The following is a 21,322-nucleotide window of genomic DNA, read 5'->3' on the forward strand; positions in this document are numbered from 1 at the left end:
GGCGCCCCGGCCCCCGCGCCGTTGATCATGAAGTTGTTGTCACTCGGCACGGCGTGTCGTGGCAATAACTTCATGATCGACGGGGTGGCGGGGGTGGGAGGAGGGACGGGGGTGGGGGTGGGAGGGACGGGGTGGGGGCGGGAGGGATGGGGCGGGGGTGGGTGTGAGGTGGGACCCGGGGGGTGGGAAAGGGGTCCCGGTTTCGGGGGTGGGGTCGGTAGCCTCGCGGGCATGAGGATCGGCATTGTGGGGGCCACCGGCCAGGTCGGTGGCGTGATGCGGCAGGTGCTGGCGGAGCGGGAGTTCCCGGCGGAGCAGGTGCGGTTGTTCGCCTCGGCGCGGTCCGCCGGGCGTGCGCTGCCGTGGCGCGACGGTGAGGTGATCGTCGAGGACGCGGCCAGCGCCGACTATTCCGGGCTGGACATCGTGCTCTTCTCGGCCGGTAAGGGCACCGCCCGGGAGTTGGCGCCCCGGGTCGCCGAGGCCGGCGCCGTGGTGATCGACAACTCCTCGGCGTTCCGGACGGACCCACAGGTGCCGCTGGTGGTCGCCGAGGTCAACCCGCACGCCGCACTGGACCGGCCGAAGGGCATCATCGCCAACCCCAACTGCACCACGATGGCCGCGATGCCAGTGCTGCGCCCGCTGCACGCCGAAGCCGGCCTGGTCGGCCTGGTCGTGTCGACGTACCAGGCGGTCTCCGGCGCCGGGCTGGCCGGCGTCGCCGAGCTGGACGAGCAGGTCCGCAAGGTCGCCGAGCACGCCGCCGGGCTGGCCTTCGACGGGTCGGCCGTGGAGTTTCCCGCGCCACGCTCGTTCGCCCAGCCGATCGCCTTCAACGTCCTACCGTTGGCCGGTTCGATCGTCGACGACGGCTCGTTCGAGACCGACGAGGAGCAGAAGCTCCGCAACGAGAGCCGCAAGATCCTGGAGATCCCCGACCTGAAGGTCTCCGGCACCTGCGTCCGGGTGCCGGTCTTCACCGGGCACTCGCTCCAGATCAACGCCCGGTTCGCCCGGCCGCTCACCCCGCAGCGCGCCCACGAGCTGCTGGCCGACGCGCCCGGGGTGGCGTTGACCGACGTCCCGACACCGTTGCAGGCTGCCGGCCAGGACCCGACCTACGTCGGCCGGATCCGCGCGGACGAGACCGTGGAGTACGGGCTGGCGCTGTTCTGCTCCAACGACAACCTGCGCAAGGGCGCCGCGCTCAACGCGGTACAGCTCGCCGAGCTGGTCGCCGCCGAGCGCCGCTGACCGGCACGGTCGCCACACAGCGAACTCTCGCCGAGCACCGCGCTTTTCGCCGAGCACCGCGCTTTCGCCGAGCACCGCGCTTTCGCCGAGCACCGCGCTTTCGCTGAGCAGAGCGCTTTCGCTGAGCACCGCGCTTTCGCTGAGCACCGAGCCCTCGCCGTCCGTCGGCGAGGGCTCGGGTGTCGTTCCGGGCGGTCGCCCGCGACGGCCGGCAGGTCGTGCTTGGATGGGTCGCAGACGATCGTCCAACCTGGAGGACAGCATGCCGGATGACCGCGCCCAGCAGGCGTTGACCGATCTGGTGGCCGCCCGCTCGATGGGCGTGCTCGCCACCATCAAGCGGGACGGGCGTCCGCAGCTGTCCACGGTGCTCTACTCCTTCGACCGGCAGGCGGGTCTGATCCGGGTATCGGTCACCGACGACCGCGCGAAGACCGCGAACCTGCGCCGCGACCCGCGCGCCAGCTTCCACGTCAGCAGCGAGGACGGCTGGGCGTACGCGGTGGTCGAGGGTCGCGCCGAGCTGACCCCGCCGTCCGCCGAGCCTGGCGACGAGACGGTCGAGGAGTTGGTCGCCCTCTACCGGGGGCTGAGCGGCGAACACCCCGACTGGAACGAGTACCGCCAGGCCATGGTCGACGAGGGGCGGATCGTGCTGCGGCTGCACGTGGAGCGGCTCTACGGGATGCCGCCCCGAGGCTGACCCCGGCCGATCAGCCCGGCTCGATCACGGTCACGCCGGGCCAGCGCTGCTCCGGCCGGTGCCGGGCCAGTCGCCGCCGGGACATGGCCACATCCACCCGGGCCGGGTTGTGGCGCCACACCCCGCCGAGCAGGTCCGCGAGGCCGTACGGCGCGCAGATTTCCAGCCGGTCGGCCCGGTCCAGGCGGACAGCCACCGCTGTCGCGTACTCCGGCCAGGTGGCGATCGCCTCGGCCACGCTGCGATACGGGGCAATCGGGTCGCCGCCGAACTTCGCCGCGTACCAAATGTGCACCGCTGCCTGGTTGCGCGCCTCCCACGGCGGCTGCGGCCACGCCGCCGTGAGCCGGGCGGTGGCCCGGTCGTCGTCCTCGCGGGTCAGCCGGGTCGGGTCGAAGAAGACCACGTCCACATCCCGGACCGTGTCCGGGTCGAACCCGTCGCCGTACCGCTCACCCCAGACCAGGTCGCGCAGAGCGCCCGCGCCGATCCAGGCGTCCGGCAGACCCGAGTCGCGTACCACGGTCAGTGCCCGGGTCAACCACTGGTTGCCGGCGACCAACTGCCGCAGCTCCCACTCGTCCGCCACCATCGATCCACCGTAGGTGGCGAGATCGGGGCACACCGCCCCGACGGGTGGGTGTCACATGGGCCGGCATGTACGAGCTGCGGCGTGTGCGGCATCCGCGCCGGTAGCCACCGGGGGTCGGGCGTTACCCCGTGCCGGGCGGCGGGTAGACGGGCCGTGCCGACACCGAGAGGGGAGCACCATGACAACGGTCGGAGAGTTCATGACGACCCGGTTGGTGACGATGGACGGCAACGACACGCTCATCTCAGCCGCGCAGGAGATGCGTGACAGCGCGATTGGCGATGTGGTGGTGACCGATGGCGACAGTGTGGTCGGCATCGTGACGGACCGGGACATCACGGTCCGAGGTGTCGCGGAGAACATGGACCCGGGCTCGACCCGGTTGAACCAGATCACCACCCGCGACGTGATCACGGTGAGTCAGTACGACGATGCCGTGGCCGCTGCGGACCTGATGCGGACGTACGCCGTACGCCGATTGCCGGTGATCGACGACGGGCGCCTGGTGGGCCTGGTCTCGATGGGTGACCTCGCGGTCGAGCGCGAACCACAGTCGGTCCTGGCCGACATCAGCGCCGACGACCCGAACAACTGACCGTCCGCCGCGGCAGCGCCGGCTCTCCCTCCCGGGAGAGCCGGCGCTGCGCTGCCCACCCCGTCCCCCTGGTTGATCAAGAAGTTTGCGTCACGACATGCCGGAGGCGGTGACGCAAAGCTCTTGATCACCGGCCGCAGGGCGGGGTGGGGGCGGGGCAGGGTGGGGGCGGGGCAGGGTGGGGTGGGGTGGGGGTGGGGTCACCCGAATTGGGCGAGGTTGGGCGGGGGAGCGGCGGGGACCCGTGCGGGGACGTGCAACGCCGGCCGTCCGCGCGACGCGAGCGCGGTGGGTGGGATCCCCGGCCCGGCAACTGGGAGGAGTGGACCCGATGGTGGACGCGACCACGAGGTTCTTCGAGGACCTGGACCGGCGGGGGTACGAACCCCTGCTGGCCAAGACCTCCGGGACGCTGCGGATCGACCTGCACGAGGGGGCGCAGACCCGGCACTGGCTGCTGAGGATCGATCGCGGCCGGCTGAACGTCAGTCAGGAGGATCAGGAGGCCGACACGGTGGTCGGCGTGGACCCGGTCCTCTTCGACGACATCGCCTCGGGGCGCGAGCACGGCCTGGCCGCCCTGCTGCGGGGCGACATGACGGTGTTGGGCGACCCTCGGCTGGTCGTACAGGTGGAGCGGATCTTCCCGGGTTCCCCGGACGCCCGTGGGCCGCGTCGGCGTTTCGCCGAGGAGGTGCACTGATGGGGCAGAGCAACACGATCCGAATCCTGGACGGCAACACGTTCGTCGTCTGCGAGGACACCGGTGACATTGAGGCGACGCCGAGTGAGCCCACCGGGCTCTTCTCCATCGACACCCGGTTCCTGTCGACCTGGGTGCTGACCATCAACGGTGAGCGACTCAACTCGCTCTCCTTCGACGACCTGCAGTACTTCGAGTCGCGATTCTTTCTGGTGCCGGGGATGGCCACGCACTACGTGGACGCGAAGCTGTCGATCATCCGGGAGCGCGCGGTGGGCGGCAGCTTCTGCGAGCAACTGACCATCCTCAACCACGACGAGAAGCCGGTCGACCTGGAAGTCAGGATGGAGGCGGCGTCGGACTTCGCCGACCTGTTCCAGGTCAAGGACGAGATCCTGAACAAGAAAGGCGAGATCTACACCGAGGTGGAGTCGGACCGGCTGCGGCTCGGGTACCGACGGGGAAACTTCCGCCGGGAGACGGTGATCTCGTCGTCGATGTCGGCCCGGTACGACAGTAAGGGCTTCGCGTACACCGTCCACCTGGAGCCCAACGAGCAGTGGCAAACCTCCATCGGCGTCGAGACCCACGCGGTCGGCCCCGGCGGCCGGGACCTGCGCTTCGGGCTGCGCAAGCACGGCACCGAGCGGCTCGCTCTCCAGCACGACCTGGAGCAGTGGATCGCCGACGCACCCAAGGTCAACAGTGAGCACGGCCGGGTGGCCAGCACCTACCGGCGCAGCCTTATCGACCTGGCTGCGCTGCGCTTCTCGCCGCTGTCGCTGGGCGGCGCCGCCCTGCCGGCCGCCGGTCTGCCCTGGTTCATGACCATGTTCGGCCGGGACAGCATCCTCACCTGCCTGCAGACACTGCCGTTCACCCCGCAGTTGTCGAAGACGACGCTGCGGATCCTGGCGTCCCTACAGGGCAGCCGGTTCGACGACTTCCGGGACGAGGACCCGGGGCGCATCCTGCACGAGATGCGCTACGGCGAAACCGCTGCCTTCGAGGAGCAGCCACACTCGCCGTACTACGGTTCGGTGGACGCGACGCCGCTGTTCATCGTGCTGCTCGACGAGTACGAGCGGTGGAGCGGGGACGTCGAGCTGGTCAAGGAGTTGGAGCAGGAGTCCCGGGCTGCGCTGAGGTGGATCGACAACTACGCCGACCTGGTCGGCAACGGCTACATCTGGTACGAGCGCCGCAACACCGACACCGGCCTGGAGAACCAGTGCTGGAAGGACTCCTGGGACTCGATTTCCTACTCCGACGGCACGTTGCCGCCGTTCCCACGCGCCACCTGCGAGGTGCAGGGGTACGCGTACGACGCGAAGGTCCGCGCGGCCCGGTTGGCTCGCGAATTCTGGGGTGACCCGGAGTTCGCAGACCAGTTGGAGCGGGAGGCGGCAGAGCTGAAGGAGCGGTTCAACCGGGACTGGTGGGTGGCCGACGGCGAGTACTTCGCCCTGGCCCTGGACCCGGACGGTCGCCAGTGCGACATCCTCAGCTCCAACATCGGGCACCTGCTGTGGAGTGGGATCGTCGAACCCGAGCGGGCGGAGAAGTTGGCCGAGCACCTGGTCGGGCCGCGGCTCTTCTCCGGCTGGGGGGTGCGGACGCTCGCCGAGGGGGAGGCGCGGTACAACCCCATCGGCTACCACAACGGCACGATCTGGCCGTTCGACAACTCGTTCATCGCCTGGGGTCTGCGCCGCTACGGCTTCGCCGAGGAGGCCGCGACCATCGCCAACGGCATCATGGACGCGGCCACGTACTTCGATGGCCGGTTGCCGGAGGCGTTCGGTGGCTACCCACGGGAGTTGACCAAGTTCCCGGTGGAGTACCCGACGGCGTGCAGCCCGCAAGCCTGGTCGACGGGTGCGCCGCTGTTGCTGCTGCGCACCATGCTCGGTCTGGAACCGCACGAGGGTCACCTGGCGGTCGAGCCACGGCTGCCGATGGGGATGGGGCGCATCGAGGTGCTGGACATCCCGGGTCGCTGGGGCCGGGTGGACGCGTTCGCCCGGGGTCGAATGGACATGAACGCCCTCACCGACTGACCGACTCGACAGCCGAACCGGCGGTGGCGCGCAGCCCCGTGTCGCCGCCGGTTCGCCACCCAGCCGATCTCCAGCGGGTCAGGGTAGATTCTGCCAATGCCGGAGCTCGTGTACCCGCCCGTTATCGCCACCGCCAAGACGCTGTTCCGGGTCCTCGACCTGAAGATCACCATCGAGGGCGCCCATCACGTACCCCGCACTGGTGGGGCGGTGCTGGCCAGCAACCATGTGAGCTACCTCGACTTCATCTTCGCCGGTCTGGGCGCGAACGCGTCCGGTCGGCTGGTGCGGTTCATGGCCAAGGAATCGGTCTTCACGCACAAGATCTCCGGCCCGCTGATGCGCGGCATGCGGCACATTCCGGTGGACCGGCAGGCCGGCGCGGCCTCGTTCCGCGCCGCCGTGACCGCGCTCAAGAAGGGCGAGGTCGTCGGCGTCTTCCCCGAGGCGACGATCAGCAGGTCGTTCACCGTCAAGGAGCTCAAGAGCGGCACGGTCCGGATGGCCCGCTCGGCGAAGGTGCCCGTGCTGCCGGTCGCGTTGTGGGGCACCCAGCGCCTCTGGACCAAGGGTCGCCCGCGCACCCTGACCCGGCGGCACACGCCGATCACCATCCTGATCGGGGAGCCGATCAACCCGGCGGACTTCCCGGACCCGAACGTGCTGGCCGCCGAGCTGACCACCCGGCTCAGCGCCCTCGTCGACCAGGCGCAGCGGGATTATCCGGACACTCCGGCCGGCCCCGACGACACCTGGTGGCAGCCCGCGCACCTGGGCGGCAGCGCGCCCACACCGGAGGAGGCCGCCGCCCTGGACGCTGCCGCCGAACAGCACACCCCCAGCGCCTGACGTCGAGTTGGCCGGATCGTTCCGCACCCGGTCACAATGGTGTCTGCCGGCGCGAACGCCGTCCGGCCAGGATCGATGTCATGAGCAGAGCAGCACTCGTCGTGATCGACGTGCAAGAGTCCTTCCGCCAGCGCCCGATCTGGGCGTACGGCTCGAACCCCGACATGATCCGCCAGGTCGACCGGCTGGTGGCTGCCGCCCGGCAGCGCGGCGACCTGGTGGTCTGGGTCCTGCACTCGGAGCCCGGCACGGGCGGGTTGTTCGACCCCGCCCTGGGGCACGTGCGGCTGATCGACGGGCTGGTCCCCGCCGCGGGTGAGCCGACCCTGGTCAAGACGGCGCACAACGCGTTCACCACCACGAACCTCCAGCAGCTGCTCACCCAGGCGGGCATCACCGACATCACCGTCTGCGGCATCCGCACCGAGCAGTGCGTGGAGACCACCACCCGGGTCGGCGCGGACCTCGGCTACCGGATGACATTCGTCACCGACGCCACGCTGACCTTCCCCATCCCGCACCGGGATCTGCCAGAGACCGCCACCGTCGCGGAGATCCTCGCCGACCCGCGCACGCTGACCAACGAGGAGATCGTGACCCGCACCGAGTACGCGCTGGCTGGCCGCTTCGCGACCATCCGGACCGTTGACGAGCTGGTCGGCGCGACCCTCGTCGGCAGCCAGGGCTGACGTCGTGACCCGGGTCGTCTTCCTGCTGGTCCCACAGCTGCACCTGCTGGATCTCGCCGGGCCGGCCCAGGTCTTCTCCAGCGCCGCCGATCTCGGGTACGACTACCAGCTGCACTACGTCGCGGAGCGCGAGCAGGTGCCCACCGTGCAGGGCGTACCACTGGTCGCCGACACCCGGTGGCCCGAGCTGACCCCGGATGACCTGCTGATAGTGCCCGGCTGGCGGCCGGCGGCGCACGGGCCGCAGGGGCCGGTATCCCCCGGCGACCTGCGGCGGCTCGCCGAGCACCACGCGGCCGGCGGCACGGTGGCCAGTGTCTGCGCCGGTGCGTACGCGCTCGGGCGGGCCGGGCTGCTCGACGGCCGCCGCTGCACCACCCACCACGAGGTGCAGGACGACCTGGCCCGCCGGCACCCGGCGGCCCAGGTCGTCCGCGACGTGCTGTACGTGGTGGACGACCGGGTGGTCACCTCGGCGGGCATCGCGAGTGGCATCGACGTGGCGCTGCACCTGGTGGCGACCCGGCACGGCCCGGCGACCGCCGCGAAGATAGCCCGCACGCTCGTCGTCTACGCCCGACGCAACGGGCACGAGCCGCAGGCCAGCGCCCTGATGCGGCATCGCTCACACCTGTCGGACTCGGTGCACCGGGTGCAGGATCTGATCGACAGCCGGTACGCCGAGCCCCTGCCACTGGCCGAACTGGCCGCCGCCGGCGGCGTGGCCGAACGCACGCTGACCCGGCTGTTCCGGGCGAGCACCGGCCTCACCCCGCTCGGCTACCAGCAGCTGCTCCGGGTGGAACGGGCCGAGCACCTGATCGGGCACGGAACCACAGTGGAAGCCGCCGCGCGGGCCGTCGGTTTCACCGATGCCCGGATGCTGCGCCGTCTGCGAGCCCGCCCCACGACATCGGCGCCGGTCTTGAGCGGTAGTAGTCGTCCCGGGAGTAGAACTCCACCGGCAACGAGCCGGGCAGCGTGATCCGGGTGTCACCGGCGAGCAGGCCGGGGCCGGCCCGCAGCAGCAGCACGTCGCGCTCCTGGGCCGAGAGGTCGACCAGTTGTGGACGGGTGAGCCGGAACATGGCCACCGCCCGGCGGACCTGCCGGGCCAGCGCCACGACCTCGGCGGCCGCTCCGCTGAGGGCCAACGCCGGCTGTTGAATGGTGCGCAGCGCATCGCAGACGATCAGCAACTGCACCGGTGCGTCCCGCCCCGTCGCCGGCAGCTCCAACCGGGACGGCCACTGCCAGCGGATCTGCCCGCTCATCAGGCCGTTGAGCCGGGCGGGCGGCCGGGCCCGGTGTGTGCCGTCGGCGACCAGCGACAGCTGCGAACCGCTGCCCACCCAGCAGATCCGCTGGTCGGTGACGGTCACCTCGACCGGCTCGGGCAGCTCCCAACGGCGTCGCATCTCGCTCGGCCCGAGCAGGTAACCCGCGACCAGCAGACGGTGTCGCCCGAGCACCCGCTCACCGGGCCTCGGTCGTAGGTTGTAGCGGCGGTCCAGGGTCGGGCCCACGTCTTCGTCGGGGGCGTCGAACCGGTGGGGACCGATGAAGAAGGGGGACGCGTCGGAGTGCATCGTCACGACCTTCCGGTCAGCTGGCTGTGAAATGAAGCCTGGCGGACCAGAGCGCCCCTGTCATGACGCCTGTTAGGGGGTCGGCCGGTCGTGCGTCGCCTGTGACCGGTAGATGCCGATCTCCTCCGGGCGGACGAGACCGTCCTCGATCGCACGGGCAAGCAGTGCCGCCTTTGTGGCGGCTGGCCGCCCCGCCCGGGTGTACTTGATCCGCGCACGGTCGACGTACTGCTTCACGGTGTGCTCGCTGATCTGCATCCGCCGAGCCACCGACGCCTTGGACATCGACTGGAACCACAGCAGCAGCGCCTCGCGCTCCTTGTCGGACAGCATCGGCCGGTCCGGTCGCGGGTCGCCGACCATCGCACCGGCCAGCGCCGGTGGCACGTACGGGCGATCGCTCGCGGCGGCCAGCACCGTCTCCACGCAGTGTTCCCGGCCCTCGTGCTTGGCCAGGAACGCCGCCGCCCCGGCGTCCAGCGCAGCCAGCATCGTCTGCGGGTCGGTGTGTTCCGAATAGACCACCACCCGCCGCCCGGCGGCGCTCAGCTCGGCCAACTTGTCCAACGCCATCCGGCCGTGCAGCCGCAGGTCGAGCAGGACGACGTCGGCGTCGGGGGCCTCCCGCAGCACCTCGTCCGGGTCGTCGCCGGTGGCGAGCACCGTGAGGCGCGGCTCGGTGGCGAGCCAGGCGCGGACCCCCTCGACCACCACCGGGTGGTCGTCGACGATCGCCACCCCGACCGGCCGATCGCCGCTCACCGCCGCCACCGGGTCTGCGCCCATCTGATGTTCCCGTCCCGTTCGTAGAGGTACTGCACCGGCCCGTAGACGTGCTCCCCGGCTGGCGGGCCGGTCGCCTCCGGCCCCTCCCGGTCCGGCGTGACCAGGCTGACCACCACCTCGTCCGGGCCGGAGACCACGGTCAGCCTCGCCCATTCCCGGGCGTCGGCGAGGGTGCCGGTGAGCGGGTCGGCCAGCCGGCGGCGGACCTCCACCGGCAGCGGCGGCGGGGTGCCGATGGTGACCAGGTCGATCGGTAGGCCGCTGCGTTCCGCCAGGTCGGCGGCGGCTCGCAACTCGTGCAGCAACGGGTCGGGCACATCGTCGGACTCGGCGATCAGTCGACGCAGCCGGGCGGCGGCCAGCATGCACCGGCGCTGCACCTCCGGGTCGCCCGGGTCGGCCTGGCCGGCGGCCAGGTCACCGAGGACCCGCCCGGCCGCCGAACTGACCAGGGCGAGCCGGTCCCGGCGTTCCTGGCGGCCACGCTCGGCGGCATCCCGCTCCGCGGCCATCGCGTGACCGGCGGCCGAGACGGCGGCCCGCTCCCGGGCTAGGCCGACGATGACGGTGCTGCCCACGAAGACCGCCACCGGCAGCGAGAACGTGCCGTAGACGTACATCACGTAACGGGCCACATCGGCCGGTTCGGCGCCGTGCCCCAGCACGGCGACCAGTGCGATCAACGCGTGCGTGCTCAGGAGCGCGATCAGCCCGATGACGCGCTGACCCCACACCGCCAGCACGAAGAACCAGCCGAGGGTGCCCCACACCCAGTTGGCGGCGGCGAACAACTGCCGCTCGCCGGCCGCGGCGAAGACGGCCGCGTCGACGACCAGCAGCAGCGCGGCCAACGGCCACGGCGGCAGCGGCGAGCCCTGCAGCAGCCGTACCCCGGCCACCGCGCCGGTCACGGCGACCAGGACCCAGGTGCCGAGCACCACCGCCGGCGCGGCGAACTCCGCGCGGGCGGTCAGCACCGCCGGCAGCGCGATCACGACGTGCCAGGCCAACGCGATGGCGACGGCGGCGATCCGGGCGCCCCGGTCGGACGCGTGCGCGACGGCGGCCGGGGCGGCGAGCGCCTCGGGGGAGACCGGCTCCCGGGGTGTCGGAACGCTGGCCCGGGTCGCTGCCTGCGAAGCGTCGGTGCGCTGCGCCGGGGCGTTGAGGTCAGCCGACACCGGGCCACTCCAGTCGAATCCGGGTGCCCGCCCCGATCGCCGAGCGCACGTCGGCCCGTCCACCGACCGTGGCCATCCGGCCGCAGATCGACTCGCGTAACCCGTACCGGTGCGGTGGGACGGTGGCCAGGTCGAAACCGGGGCCGTCGTCGGCGACCTCGACCACGACGCTGATCGCGTCCCTGGTCAGCCGCAGCGTGGCCGCAGCGCCCGGCGCGTGGCGGACCACGTTGGACAGCGCCGCGTAGGCGCTCTCGCTGATCGCGTCGGCCACCCCGACGGGAACGGCGCAGGACGCCAGGTCCAGCCGTACCGCAAGCTCGGGCAGCCGGCCGACCACCGACCGCAACCGCCCGTCGAGCGGCACCGGGCCGTCGCCGGCCACCGGGCCGGCGTCGGTGAGCGCGACGAGACTTCGCAGGTCGGCGGCGCACCGGTCCCGGAAGATGGTCGAGGGCCCCGCCACCGCGCCCAGCCCCACCATGGTCAGCGTCCCGAGCACGGTGTCGTGCAGGTCGCGGTTCTGTTGGCGTTCGGCCTCGCGGGCGGCGCGCGCGACCAACGCCTCCCGGGTCAGCCGCTGGTGCTCGGCGAAGGCGCGGTCCGCCCGGCCGATGCGTCGGCGCATGACCCCCGCCATCATCGCCGTGCAGGCGGTCTGCGCCAACAGCGTCGCCGCGTGCGCCCGAGCTTCGGTGGGGTTACCGGCCGACTGGGCCCCGGTCACGTAGGTGACGATCACGAGTAGCCCGGCCGGGATCGACCAGCGCGCCGAGGCGGTGGCCTGTGCGTTGATCACCGTGGTGCTGGCCAGCACGGCGATCCAACTGCCCTCGCCGGGCAGCACCTCGGGTGCCACCAGCACGGGAATGAGGAGGCAGGCCAGCGCGGTGACCGCCACGTCGGCGGCGACGAGGGCGGGGCCGATGCCGTGGCGCAACGCGCGGTGTGCGTACCAGAGGGACCAGCCGGTCAGTACGCCCACAGCGGGCAGCAACACCGCCTGCTCGACCGGCGGGGTCTGCACGGACACGGCCACCGCTGCGCCGAACAGCCCGCAGGACAGCCGCAGCAAAGCTGGCAACGTGGTGAAGATGAGGCCCAGGGCTCCGCCGGCCGGATTGTCCAAGGTGGGCGGCGGCACGGAAGGAGTGGCAACGGCCGGCATCGGGAAGTGTCCTTCCGACAACGACCCGGTCCGGGTCCACACGTGTAGATCGACATCGGACGATAGCATGTCGGACGACATCAGATAGACCCTACTGTACGGACTGTCGCTAATGTGTCACTCTGTGCCCGGCAAGCTGGAGGTCCCACCGGAGTGCCGTGACCGGCCGGTGGAACCGGGCACGCCCGCGCTCCGTCTCATCGCCGGGTGGAAGGATGGTGAGCCGGATGCGCTCGTCCCGGACGATACTGGCGGTGGCACTGCTCGGCATGGCGCTGAGTGGCTGCGGTGGCACGGAGAGCGGGCCGGGCGGGGCCGACGAGCCAGCCCCGGCCCAGATCGTCGATGGGTGGACCTCCTGTGCCAAGGATGCCCCCCGAGCCGGCGACATGATGGTGCCGCACCCGCAGACGTCGTCACCGGCCGGGAAAGAGCCGACGGCCGGTCGAATCGACCCCACGTTCACCCCGGTCGCGGCCGTGATCTGCGGGCGGGCGACTCGGCCAGGCCGCCAGGGCGGCCACGAGCAGGTCGCCACCGAGCGGCGCACCGAGGAGATCGGGCCGCTGCTCACCGCGCTGCGCCTACCCAGCGAGCAGGCCGGCGGGAAGAAGGTCGCCTGCACCCTCGACATGGTCGTCCCACCGTGGCTGGCCCTGCTCGACGACCGGGGGCGGTGGCTGCGGCCCCAACTCCCCACGGACGCCTGCGGCAAACCGCGCCCCGAGGTGATCGCCGCGCTGGCCGGTCCGCAGTGGACCACCGTGGACACCCGGGCCGTCCGGCAGGTCGAATCCGCGACGGCCGAGGCTGCCGGATGCGCACAGCAGTGGACCGACATGGTGTCGGTGGAGACCAGGAGCGGCAACCCCGGGCCGGGCGGTTCGGTCGCCCGGCCGGCCGCCGGGCCGCTGCGCCTCTGCGTCTACGAGGTGCCCGCGTCGCTTCAGGACGGCGAAAAGCCGGCGGGCGACTTCGTGTACGGCGGGCCACTGCCGACCGAGCGTCAAGCGGGCGTGCTGCGGGCGCTCTCCAACCGCCGAGCGGTGACCGCCTGCACCACCCCGGCGACCCGCTTCGCGGTGCTGCGCCCACTCGACGGGGCAGGCCCCGACCGGTACGTGGAACTCGACGGCTGTCGACGGTTCCTGGTCACACCGGCGACGGGTGGAGCCCAGCTCGGCCAGGGCGACGAGGCGTTGGCCGCCCTGCTCGGGCCCGTCTAGAAAGTCGGAGGTGTGCGTTAGCGTCCCGGTCATGGCAGCTCGGATCTCCCTGACCCTCGACTCCACCGACGCGCAGGTGCTCGCCGCCTTCTGGAAGACGGCCCTGGGCTACATCGACGAGCCCCCACCACCGCCCTTCGCCACCCGCGAGGAGTGGCACGCGCAGTTCGACCTCCCGGAGGACGACCTGCCCGAGCACGGGGCGTGGCTGTGCGACCCGGACGGCGTCGGCCCCTACCTCTCGATCCTCAACGTGCCCGAGCCCAAGACGGCGAAGAACCGTCTCCACATCGACATCCGGGTGCCCGGCCACGGCAGCCCCGACGAGCGGTGGGCGCGGATCAGGGCGGAAGCCGAACGACTGGTGCAGGCCGGCGGGCGGGTGCTGTCGGAGTTCGGCCAGGAACACGTGGTGATGGCCGACCCGGAGGGCAACGAGTTCTGCGTGGCGGCGGCCTCAGCCTGAGCGCGGCGTCACCAGCTGTCCGGGCGGTTGAGGTCCCGGGCCGACGAGCATGCGGTGGACGTAGGCGTCCGTGCGAGCCGCACCAGCGCTGAGGTGCGAGCGAACGCGTACTCCTCGAACGTCACGCCCTGTTAACGCCGTAGGTCGGCCAACCCGTAGACATCCGCCGGGCGCTTTGTGCCGAGAGCAGGGCCGCCGTGACGCGCCTACCTGTCGCTGACGTAGGTGCCCCGCTGCGGCACGGTCATCACCAGTCCCCGCTCCCGTAGGAGACGCACTGCCGCACGGACCGTGCCGCGAGCGACGCCGTACTCCTGCTGAAGCGTGGATTCACTCGGGATCGGTCGCCTGGGTGACAGCTCCCCGGTCTCAATCCGCTTGGCGATCACGTCTGCGAGTTGAACGTAGATCGGCGTCGGAGACAGTGGATCGATCATGGACGCAACCTAGGGGACGTCTATAGACGTTCAAACCTTCGGTACGTCTATAGACGTACAAGGACGTACAGGTCTACGGTCGTCATCGAGAAGGTGACGCACTGTAGGAGGCTGGATGCGAAGGGTCCGTTTCGACGACTACCTGGTGTCAGTGGCGCTGACCCTCGCCCGGCGTCACCGTCCGACTTGGAGCTGGGTGCATTGGCGGTACGTGTGCCGCTGTGGTGCGGTGCTGCCCTGCCGATCCCGCCATCGCATCCCGATCAATCGGGGGCACTGGCCTGGTGAAGACCAATGACGAAACACGGGCCGGTCCTGCCGCTCTGGCTGTGTGAGACGTGCGACCGGCCTTGGCCCTGCGCGTCACGCCGCGATGAGCTGCTGGGCGAACACGCCGACGCTCAAGTCTTGCTGGCCCTCTACATGGGCGCGTGCCTGCTGTCCGCCAGGAAGGACATGAGCTGGGCTCCGCCGGACGCTCTCCGACGCCGCTTCCTCGGCTGGATGCCGTGACCGCGTTCAACTCCGGCGATGTGGTGCTTATCGGGCTGGCGTGTTCGGTGCAGTTCAGCGGCGAACGGGCGCTCCGGCTCCGGCTCGCCTCAGTCGGTAACGTCGATCCGTACGACGGTTGGGTGTGGCTGACGGGCTACGTCCTCGACCCGAAGGGGATGGCTACCGACAAGCGAGAGGTCTACGTCCGGCGTGCAGGCATCGTGGTCGAGCAAAGGCATGCCAGTTCGCCACTGCTCGACCGCCGCAGTCTGCCCTTCCGTGAGGTCAGAGCCGCTGGACGATCTGGATCGGATTGCCGTCCGGGTCGGCCGTCCAGGCGATCAGCAGGCGATCGAGCCACCGGTGCGGTGCCACCAGGGCCGGGGCACCGTTCGCCGTGAGTTCGGCGTACGCGTGGGCGGTGTCGTCAGTCCAGAGGATCACCGCCGCCCGCTGGCCCTCGGGTATGGGGTCGAGCCCGTGATCGTCGCGGGTGGAGGCCACCGAGGCGACGCCGATCTTGTAACCGTCGAGCACGAGATCAATGTGGATCGGCTCGCCCTCGGTCGGCACCCGGAAGGTCTCCGTGAAGCCCAGACCGGCGTAGAACTCTGCGGCGCGGGTGACGTCCTCGCTGAAGAGGATCACCTGAGGAGTGCGGAACATCGACACCGTCCGACGCTATCAGCGTCGTGAATTCCCGCTGTGCGTGCTGCTGGCGACCATCAGGCTCGCAGCGCTCCGCGGCTAGTGGCTGGGCGGAAGGACTCCGGTGGCGGTGTACCGCCCACCGTCATCACCGTGAATCGTGGCGCCGAAGTTCTCGGCGAGGGATCCGAACTTTCGGTAGGGGTCACTGCTGAAGTAACCCTTGATGTCGATGCCACCTTCGAACCAGGTCAGCGAAACCACGCTGTCGTCCGCGCAGGTGTGCAGGTAGATCGGCTGACGGTCCTCATCCCAACCGAGCCATCCCCCAACGCTCAGGCTGGGACTGGCATCCGCGTAGGACAGCCAATCCTCCAGCTCGATCGGGTTCTCAGCACTGTCGTAGTGCTCCTCAGTTCGGCTGACGTGAATCTCGTACCCCAAATGCTTCCTCCGTTACCGCCGGCCAGCCAACGTGCATGCTGGAGTTTGCGCAGCCGCACGGGGGCTTGGTCGTCTAGAGGCACATCCAGCAGTAGATGCGTTCCCCGCTTGTGCGTGCTCTGCGGGCCAGCCCAACAAACTCCCGCAAGCGCGACAGCATGTCCTCCGGCCCCGTGTCGCTGTAGTGGGACAGTTCCTCGATGTGTGACCACTGGTCGGCCAGCCCCGGCAAGCGGTCATCCGGGATCCCGGCAAGTACATCCCGGGCACGATCGCTCAGTACGACCACCCAGGGTCCTTCGTAATCGAGGTCCTCAGCAGCACCGTCGGGCCAGATAAGTCGCTCCCCGATCAGGTCGGCGTCCCAGGGCACGTCGAGGGCGAACGAGACGAGTTGGCCGAGGACGACGGGCGGATCGATCCCCTTGCCGTCCACGGCGTCCTCGACGGGAGGATCGACCTCTCGCACCACGGGGCCACCATCGGTGGCGGCCATCAGCTTTGCGACAGCCTCGTCGTCGGAGGCGCGAAAGTAGTCGTACAGAACACCCACGGAAGCCTCCTGATCGGCTGCGTGGCCACCACCTGTAGGACGGCCGAGAGAACATACAGCCTGGCCGTCAGGAAAAGGTGGATCTCCTCGTGGTGATCGTTTCGACCGGGAGTGGAACGCCGCCGACCTGCGGTGACGGTGGGTGCGCCCGGCAGGATTCGAAACCTGCGGCCTTGGGATTAGAAGAAGATCAGGGTGGCTGGTCAGGTTTCTGCGTACCTGGTCAGTCCGTCCGTCGTTGTCGGCCAGGGTCGGCCTCAGCTGGACGACCTGGCTGTACGGTCGCTGCGTGGAGCGCGATGAGTTGATCCCGCTGCAGAGCAGGTTCAGTCTTCGTGACCGGCAGCGGGGCGCAGGTGTTCCCACTGCGGGTCGTAGCAAACGAGCCCGTGGTCGGCGGCCATTTGCGCTGCTGCGGCTGATACCTCGTTGGCCCGGTTGAAGGGGATCGTGAAGTAGAGCATGGGGCCGGACGCCTCATCGATGAGCCCGTTCGACAGGGGGTAGAGCTCGGCGTCGTGGCCATAGAGGTCGGGCCATCGTTCCGCGACGGCATCGACGTAGGCGCGGATCCTGGGCGTGGGTGACAGTTCCTCGTACTCGAAGTACTGCTGGTACAGGGCTCCGTACACCTTGCCGGCCGCTTCGTCGCCCGCGGGCATGTCGCCCTCCCACACCGCCAGGTCGTAACTCATGCGGGGAAGTATGCCGGGTGCCGGTGGCTCTCCCCGTCCGCGAGTCGGCAGACCGTCCAGCTCTCCGGCAGAAGGTGGTCGCCAGTCTGTCCCCATCCCCCGGATAGGTGCCAAAGACTGCGGCGCCCGGTCGGCGTCAGATCTACGGTGACGGTGGTGCGCCCGGCAGGATTCGAACCTGCGGCCTTGGGATTAGAAGTCCCCTGCTCTATCCGCTGAGCTACGGGCGCGTGTGGCGTGGATGTCGCGCCCAGAGGGTACCGCCGTCCCACTGCCCGACGGCGAAAAGGGTGCCCGCGTCCACGGTTGCCGAGCAGAGTCTCATGTCCGCCTCGGAGCGGGCATCCGGGTTACCGCGGACCGGGCAGGCCTCGGACCGTACCTTTGGCTGGTGTTGCTGGATTCCGACGCCGAGAGCGACGTCGCCTACGAGCTGTGCCAGGTCGTCGGTCGCGCCATCCTGCCGTACCGGTCATCGGGCGGTTTCGGTACCGCGTTCTTCTTTCAGGACGGCGACGACCCGGTGGGGGAGTCGCTGTTGACGGCGGCCGACCTGGTGGGCGCTTCTGGGGGTGAGCTGGGCCTGCGGTCGAGCGTCACCGAGCCGGCGGGGATGGCACCGGCCGTCCTGTCCGAGGCCGAGATCGTGCCTGGTTGGGCACGCTTCGAGGGCGACGGGGTGGCGGTGTTGCCGACCGCTGGCCTGCACCGGTACGCGGGTGACGGCGGCTGGCGGTGGCGCGTCCAGCCGGTGCCGGCGGGGATCGCCGCCGGGCCTGAGGTGGTCGCCCGCCTCGGCGCCGACGCCGGTTCCGCTTTCGTGCTGGCCCATGGGGTACGCGAAGACGGGTCCCGCCCGCTGGAGGTCGCGATCGAGCGGGTGGTGCGTGACGGGGACGCCGTGCTGATCACCACGGAGTTGCCGCCGGGGTACGTCGGCGCGCCGGTCTTCATCGTTCAGGCTGATGCCGCCGGCGAGGTCGCCCCGTACTGCCTGGGCCTGGTCCTGCCCGGCGTCGGCGCGCACCCGGTGGTGATCTTCGACCGGATCCGTGCCGTCCTCCCGGCGACGCCTGGCGACGTCTGAGCCGCGACGTCTGGTGACGTCTGAGCCGCGACGACTGGCGATTTCTGAGCCGCCGCACATCGCCTGGCGACGTCTGAGCCGTGACGTCGTCCGGCGTGGTCAGCCGCCGGTCGCCGCCCCCGCCGCGTCGGGTGTCTGTGTGTTGGCCGCTTCGGCGCGTGCGGCCGGGGCAGTGTCGGCTGTGTCCGTGTCAGCCGTGTCCGTGTCAGCCGTGTCCGTGTCGGCTGTGTCCGCGTCGGCCGGGGCGGTGGGGCCGGCGGCGAGGAACGCCTCGGCCCAGCGGCCAACCTCGTCGAAGACCTTCTTCCGCACGGCGGGGCCGGAGAGCGTGAGGTCGTGCAGCCCGCCGTCGAAGCGGGCCAGTGTGACGTGGCGACCGAGGCGGGGCGCGTAGCGGACCATGTGCTCGACGTCCAGTACGGCGTCGGCCAGGGTCGCGTTGTCGTGCCACTTGGTGCCCCGGAAGGACCGGGTAGAGCAGGCCAGCAGCACCGGCACCTGGATGTCCAACCCGGCACGGAGTCGGCGCTGCCCGGTGCGGATCGCGTTCAGCCAACCGGCCCGGACCGGGAACCCGGCCAGCGGCTTCCACGCCAGGTCGTACGTCCACTCGCCGCGGTGGTCGGAGTGGATGCTCTCGCCGTACACCGTGCCCAGCCCGAACGGCAGGATGCGGTGCGGCGCCCTGCGGCCCAGCCGGGACGCGGCGGCCGCGAGGGGTCGGCGGACCGCCCAGGGGGCGTTCAGGTCGAAGAAGGGGCTGTTGAGCACCAGGCCGTCGATGGTGCCGGTGTCGCGGCGGGAGTCCGCCCAGAGCGAGAGGATCAGACCGCCGGTGGAGTGGCCCATCGCCAGCAGAGTGTCGTGCCCGTCGTCCTTGCGGATGATTTCAGCGGCGGCGTCCAGCTCGGGGAAGTAGTCGCTGATGTCGTGGCAGAAGTTCGGAGTCTGGCCCGGGAGCAGACTGCGACCGTATTTGCGCAGGTCGAGCGCGTAGAAATCCCAGCCTCGCTCGGCGAAGAAGTCGGCCAGGTGGGTCTGGAAGAAGTAGTCGACGAAGCCGTGCACGTAGAGCACGGCCCGCCCGGTGGGGCGCTCGGCCCGCCGCCGGACCAGTGTCGCGACAACGGGGCCCTCGTCGTCGGCGCCCAGGTCGATCGTCTGCCGCTCGTACGGCGGCCCCAACACGTCCGGTTCCACGAACGCGACGCTACGCCGCCAACCTACCCAGCGGTAGCCCGAGCCCTGGCGATCCTCGCCCTGCTCGCGCCGCTCGCCCCGCTCGCCCTTGACCCCGCGCCGCCTCCTCGCCCTTGCCCGCCCCTTCGCCCCGCGATCTTGCACTTGCTGTGCCGGCATAAGCGGCGAAAGCCGCAGTTCGGGAGCCGAAAGTGCAAGATCGCGGGGTGGGGCGTGGGTCAGGCCGTTTCCGCGTCGGCGCGGGAGCCGAAAGTGCAAGATCGCGGGGTGGGGCGTGGGTCAGGCCGTTTCCGCGTCGGCGCGGGAGCCGAAAGTGCAAGATCGCGGGGTGGGGCGTGGGTCAGGCCGTTTCCGCGTCGGCGCGGGAGCCGAAAGTGCAAGATCGCGGGGTGGGGCGTGGGTCAGGCCGTTTCCGCGTCGGCGCGGGGCGCCTCGTCCTCGGACTCGTCGGCCTCGGTCTGCGGCTGAGGCAGGTCGCGTAGGTGCTTGTTGTGCCGGGGTTCCTGGCGGGTCTTGGCGTCGTTGAGCCGACGGCGCAGGTCATCCCGGACATCGTTGAGGGCGGCGTGCAGGTCTTCCTCGGCGGAAGTGGTGACGATCTTCTGCCGGCCGGCGATCCAGCACTCCAGGGTGACCTTCTGGCCGCGCGCCTCCCGGTCCTTCACCGACACCTCCAGCTCGGTGGCGTCGGCGTGGAAGCTGGCGAGCCGGGCGTCGAGGGTGGCGAACTGCTCGGCGATCCAGTTGCGGTCGCCCTGGGAGAACCCGGCGCCCACCCGCAGGCACTCAGCCACGGTGGCCGGGTTCGCCACGGCGCTCATCGCTGCGCCTCGGAAGCGTTCGCGGAGCCGGTGGTAGTGATCGTCATGGCGCTGACCTCTCGTCGACGTGCAACTGTCGGTGGTGCGTTGATCAAGTCCTTACCCAGTTCGAACGGCCTGGGAAACCGTGGACGGCGGGTCGGCCGGGTCGGGCGTACCACATCCGGGCGTGATCAGGGCGTTGTCCACAGGTGGGTTCGTCATCCACAGGTCGGGCAGGGGCGCTGGTGATGGGCGTCCCCGGTGTCGATGCTCGGTGGCGAGTCGACTCGCGCTGGCAGGCCCCGATCCCCTGGAGGGACGATGTTCGACACTTATGTAACTATTGTCGGTAATGTGCTGACCACGCCGGAGTGGCGGCGTACGACCCAGAGCAACACCCTGGTGGCCAACTTCAAGGTCGCCTCGACCGCCCGCCGACTCGACCGGGACAGTGGCCGGTGGGTGGACGGCAATTCGCTGCGCGTCCGCGTCAACTGCTGGCGCAAGCTCGCCGAGGGGGTGGCGGCCTCCGTCATGGTCGGCGATCCCGTGGTGGTCTGCGGGCGGCTCTACACCCGCGACTGGACCGACGACGCCGGCAACCACCGCACGCTCTACGAGTTGGAGGCGGTCGCCGTCGGCCACGATCTGTCCCGGGGCCGCGCCCGGTTCCTGCGCAACCGGCCGAGTATGACGACCAGCACCGTGGAGGACGCGGAGGCCGAGGCCCGGGTGCACGGCGAGCCCACCGAACCGGTGCCGACCGGGCAGGCCCCCGTGCTGCCCGACGACCGGCCGTTGGACGACGACTTCGAGCTGCCCGACTACGCCGAGCTGCGCACCAGCCCGTTCGGCAACGTCCCGGAGGACGACGACAGCTCCCCGAGCGACGGGCAGGTCGGGCAGGTCGGCATTCTGACGGACCTCGACGACGACTTGGCATCTCCGCCCGAGGCGGACGACGACAACGCCGACGCTGACCTGGACATCGAGTTGGGGCCGATGCCCGACGAAGGGGAGCCGGCGCAGCCCGTCCGAGGGCGGCGTGGTCGGGGCCGGATCCCGCAGCCGGCCTGACCGATCGGCGCGGCCGTCA

Annotated in this window: 24 protein-coding genes and 1 tRNA gene; 12 read left to right on the forward strand and 13 right to left on the reverse strand. The window is 70.6% G+C overall.

Annotation, left to right across the window (positions count from 1 at the left end):
• Positions 1–231 precede the first annotated feature (231 nt).
• The gene (locus V6U86_RS12035; protein WP_334502070.1) at positions 232–1,257 is read left to right on the forward strand and encodes an aspartate-semialdehyde dehydrogenase; all 1,026 of its coding nucleotides are present in this window, start codon (positions 232–234) and stop codon (positions 1,255–1,257) included.
• A 262-nt stretch (positions 1,258–1,519) separates the two neighbouring features.
• Positions 1,520–1,960: a PPOX class F420-dependent oxidoreductase gene (locus V6U86_RS12040; RefSeq protein ID WP_334502072.1), complete on the forward strand. Its 441-nt coding sequence runs from the start codon at positions 1,520–1,522 to the stop codon at positions 1,958–1,960.
• Between the two features lie 10 nt (positions 1,961–1,970).
• Here V6U86_RS12040 and V6U86_RS12045 read toward each other — a convergent pair whose 3' ends face one another.
• Entirely contained in the window at positions 1,971–2,552 is a 582-nt protein-coding gene (locus V6U86_RS12045) for a nucleotidyltransferase family protein (RefSeq protein ID WP_334502074.1), read from the reverse strand.
• Between the two features lie 178 nt (positions 2,553–2,730).
• Here V6U86_RS12045 and V6U86_RS12050 point away from each other — a divergent pair, with 178 nt between their 5' ends.
• The 6 genes from V6U86_RS12050 to V6U86_RS12075 all read left to right on the forward strand — a co-directional run bounded on the left by V6U86_RS12050 (position 2,731) and on the right by V6U86_RS12075 (position 8,433).
• On the forward strand, positions 2,731–3,147 hold the full coding sequence (locus tag V6U86_RS12050; RefSeq protein WP_334502076.1) for a CBS domain-containing protein: 417 nt from the start codon (positions 2,731–2,733) through the stop codon (positions 3,145–3,147).
• 331 nt (positions 3,148–3,478) lie between these two features.
• Complete coding sequence (locus V6U86_RS12055; RefSeq protein ID WP_334502078.1) at positions 3,479–3,850, forward strand: SCP2 sterol-binding domain-containing protein; 372 nt, start codon at positions 3,479–3,481, stop codon at positions 3,848–3,850.
• Positions 3,850–5,910 carry an amylo-alpha-1,6-glucosidase gene (locus tag V6U86_RS12060; protein WP_334502080.1) on the forward strand — a complete coding sequence of 687 codons (2,061 nt, stop codon included), beginning with the start codon at positions 3,850–3,852 and terminating at the stop codon, positions 5,908–5,910. The genes V6U86_RS12055 and V6U86_RS12060 overlap by 1 nt, the downstream gene beginning before the upstream one ends.
• 96 nt (positions 5,911–6,006) lie before the next feature.
• On the forward strand, positions 6,007–6,759 hold the full coding sequence (locus V6U86_RS12065; protein WP_334502082.1) for a lysophospholipid acyltransferase family protein: 753 nt from the start codon (positions 6,007–6,009) through the stop codon (positions 6,757–6,759).
• Positions 6,760–6,839: 80 nt separating this feature from the next.
• Positions 6,840–7,448 (forward strand): isochorismatase family protein, encoded by a 609-nt coding sequence (locus tag V6U86_RS12070; RefSeq protein ID WP_334502085.1) that lies wholly within the window; start codon positions 6,840–6,842, stop codon positions 7,446–7,448.
• Between the two features lie 4 nt (positions 7,449–7,452).
• Positions 7,453–8,433, forward strand: a complete 981-nt coding sequence (locus V6U86_RS12075) for a GlxA family transcriptional regulator (protein WP_334502088.1) — start codon at positions 7,453–7,455, stop codon at positions 8,431–8,433.
• Here V6U86_RS12075 and V6U86_RS12080 read toward each other — a convergent pair.
• The 4 genes from V6U86_RS12080 to V6U86_RS12095 form a co-directional block, all read right to left on the reverse strand.
• Complete coding sequence (locus V6U86_RS12080; protein WP_334502090.1) at positions 8,315–9,037, reverse strand: hypothetical protein; 723 nt, start codon at positions 9,035–9,037, stop codon at positions 8,315–8,317. The genes V6U86_RS12075 and V6U86_RS12080 overlap by 119 nt on opposite strands.
• Positions 9,038–9,109: 72 nt before the next feature.
• Positions 9,110–9,823: a response regulator transcription factor gene (locus V6U86_RS12085; RefSeq protein WP_334502092.1), complete on the reverse strand. Its 714-nt coding sequence runs from the start codon at positions 9,821–9,823 to the stop codon at positions 9,110–9,112.
• The gene (locus V6U86_RS12090) at positions 9,796–11,004 is read right to left on the reverse strand and encodes a hypothetical protein (RefSeq protein ID WP_334502094.1); all 1,209 of its coding nucleotides are present in this window, start codon (positions 11,002–11,004) and stop codon (positions 9,796–9,798) included. Before V6U86_RS12090 ends, V6U86_RS12085 begins: the two co-directional genes overlap by 28 nt.
• The gene (locus V6U86_RS12095) at positions 10,994–12,172 is read right to left on the reverse strand and encodes a sensor histidine kinase (RefSeq protein WP_334502095.1); all 1,179 of its coding nucleotides are present in this window, start codon (positions 12,170–12,172) and stop codon (positions 10,994–10,996) included. The genes V6U86_RS12090 and V6U86_RS12095 overlap by 11 nt, the downstream gene beginning before the upstream one ends.
• A 227-nt stretch (positions 12,173–12,399) precedes the next feature.
• On the opposite strand from V6U86_RS12095, the gene V6U86_RS12100 reads away from it, so the two are divergent.
• Complete coding sequence (locus V6U86_RS12100) at positions 12,400–13,398, forward strand: hypothetical protein (protein ID WP_334502097.1); 999 nt, start codon at positions 12,400–12,402, stop codon at positions 13,396–13,398.
• 31 nt (positions 13,399–13,429) lie between these two features.
• Positions 13,430–13,864: a VOC family protein gene (locus V6U86_RS12105; RefSeq protein WP_334502099.1), complete on the forward strand. Its 435-nt coding sequence runs from the start codon at positions 13,430–13,432 to the stop codon at positions 13,862–13,864.
• 206 nt (positions 13,865–14,070) lie between these two features.
• Here the strand turns inward: V6U86_RS12105 and V6U86_RS12110 are convergent, their stop codons facing one another.
• The 6 genes from V6U86_RS12110 to V6U86_RS12135 form a co-directional block, all read right to left on the reverse strand.
• Positions 14,071–14,301, reverse strand: a complete 231-nt coding sequence (locus tag V6U86_RS12110) for a winged helix-turn-helix domain-containing protein (RefSeq protein WP_334502101.1) — start codon at positions 14,299–14,301, stop codon at positions 14,071–14,073.
• Positions 14,302–15,081: 780 nt separating this feature from the next.
• Positions 15,082–15,462 carry a VOC family protein gene (locus V6U86_RS12115; protein WP_334502273.1) on the reverse strand — a complete coding sequence of 127 codons (381 nt, stop codon included), beginning with the start codon at positions 15,460–15,462 and terminating at the stop codon, positions 15,082–15,084.
• Positions 15,463–15,543: 81 nt separating this feature from the next.
• Positions 15,544–15,888 (reverse strand): hypothetical protein, encoded by a 345-nt coding sequence (locus V6U86_RS12120; protein ID WP_334502103.1) that lies wholly within the window; start codon positions 15,886–15,888, stop codon positions 15,544–15,546.
• A gap of 73 nt (positions 15,889–15,961) precedes the next feature.
• Entirely contained in the window at positions 15,962–16,441 is a 480-nt protein-coding gene (locus V6U86_RS12125; RefSeq protein WP_334502105.1) for a hypothetical protein, read from the reverse strand.
• A 326-nt stretch (positions 16,442–16,767) separates the two neighbouring features.
• Complete coding sequence (locus tag V6U86_RS12130; RefSeq protein WP_334502108.1) at positions 16,768–17,136, reverse strand: hypothetical protein; 369 nt, start codon at positions 17,134–17,136, stop codon at positions 16,768–16,770.
• 154 nt (positions 17,137–17,290) lie between these two features.
• Positions 17,291–17,366, reverse strand: a tRNA-Arg gene (locus V6U86_RS12135).
• Positions 17,367–17,527: 161 nt separating this feature from the next.
• Between V6U86_RS12135 and V6U86_RS12140 the strand changes: the two genes are divergently transcribed.
• Entirely contained in the window at positions 17,528–18,223 is a 696-nt protein-coding gene (locus V6U86_RS12140; RefSeq protein WP_334502110.1) for a hypothetical protein, read from the forward strand.
• Positions 18,224–18,322: 99 nt separating this feature from the next.
• On the opposite strand, the gene V6U86_RS12145 is transcribed toward V6U86_RS12140, so the two are convergent.
• Entirely contained in the window at positions 18,323–19,423 is a 1,101-nt protein-coding gene (locus tag V6U86_RS12145) for an alpha/beta hydrolase (RefSeq protein ID WP_334502112.1), read from the reverse strand.
• A 401-nt stretch (positions 19,424–19,824) separates the two neighbouring features.
• Positions 19,825–20,244, reverse strand: coding sequence for an HPF/RaiA family ribosome-associated protein (locus V6U86_RS12150; protein ID WP_124770532.1), 420 nt, complete (start codon positions 20,242–20,244; stop codon positions 19,825–19,827).
• Positions 20,245–20,547: 303 nt separating this feature from the next.
• On the opposite strand from V6U86_RS12150, the gene V6U86_RS12155 reads away from it, so the two are divergent.
• Positions 20,548–21,303, forward strand: coding sequence for a single-stranded DNA-binding protein (locus V6U86_RS12155; protein WP_334502118.1), 756 nt, complete (start codon positions 20,548–20,550; stop codon positions 21,301–21,303).
• Positions 21,304–21,322 lie beyond the last annotated feature (19 nt).

Source organism: Micromonospora sp. CPCC 205558, from assembly GCF_036902955.1.
Lineage (GTDB): Bacteria > Actinomycetota > Actinomycetes > Mycobacteriales > Micromonosporaceae > Micromonospora.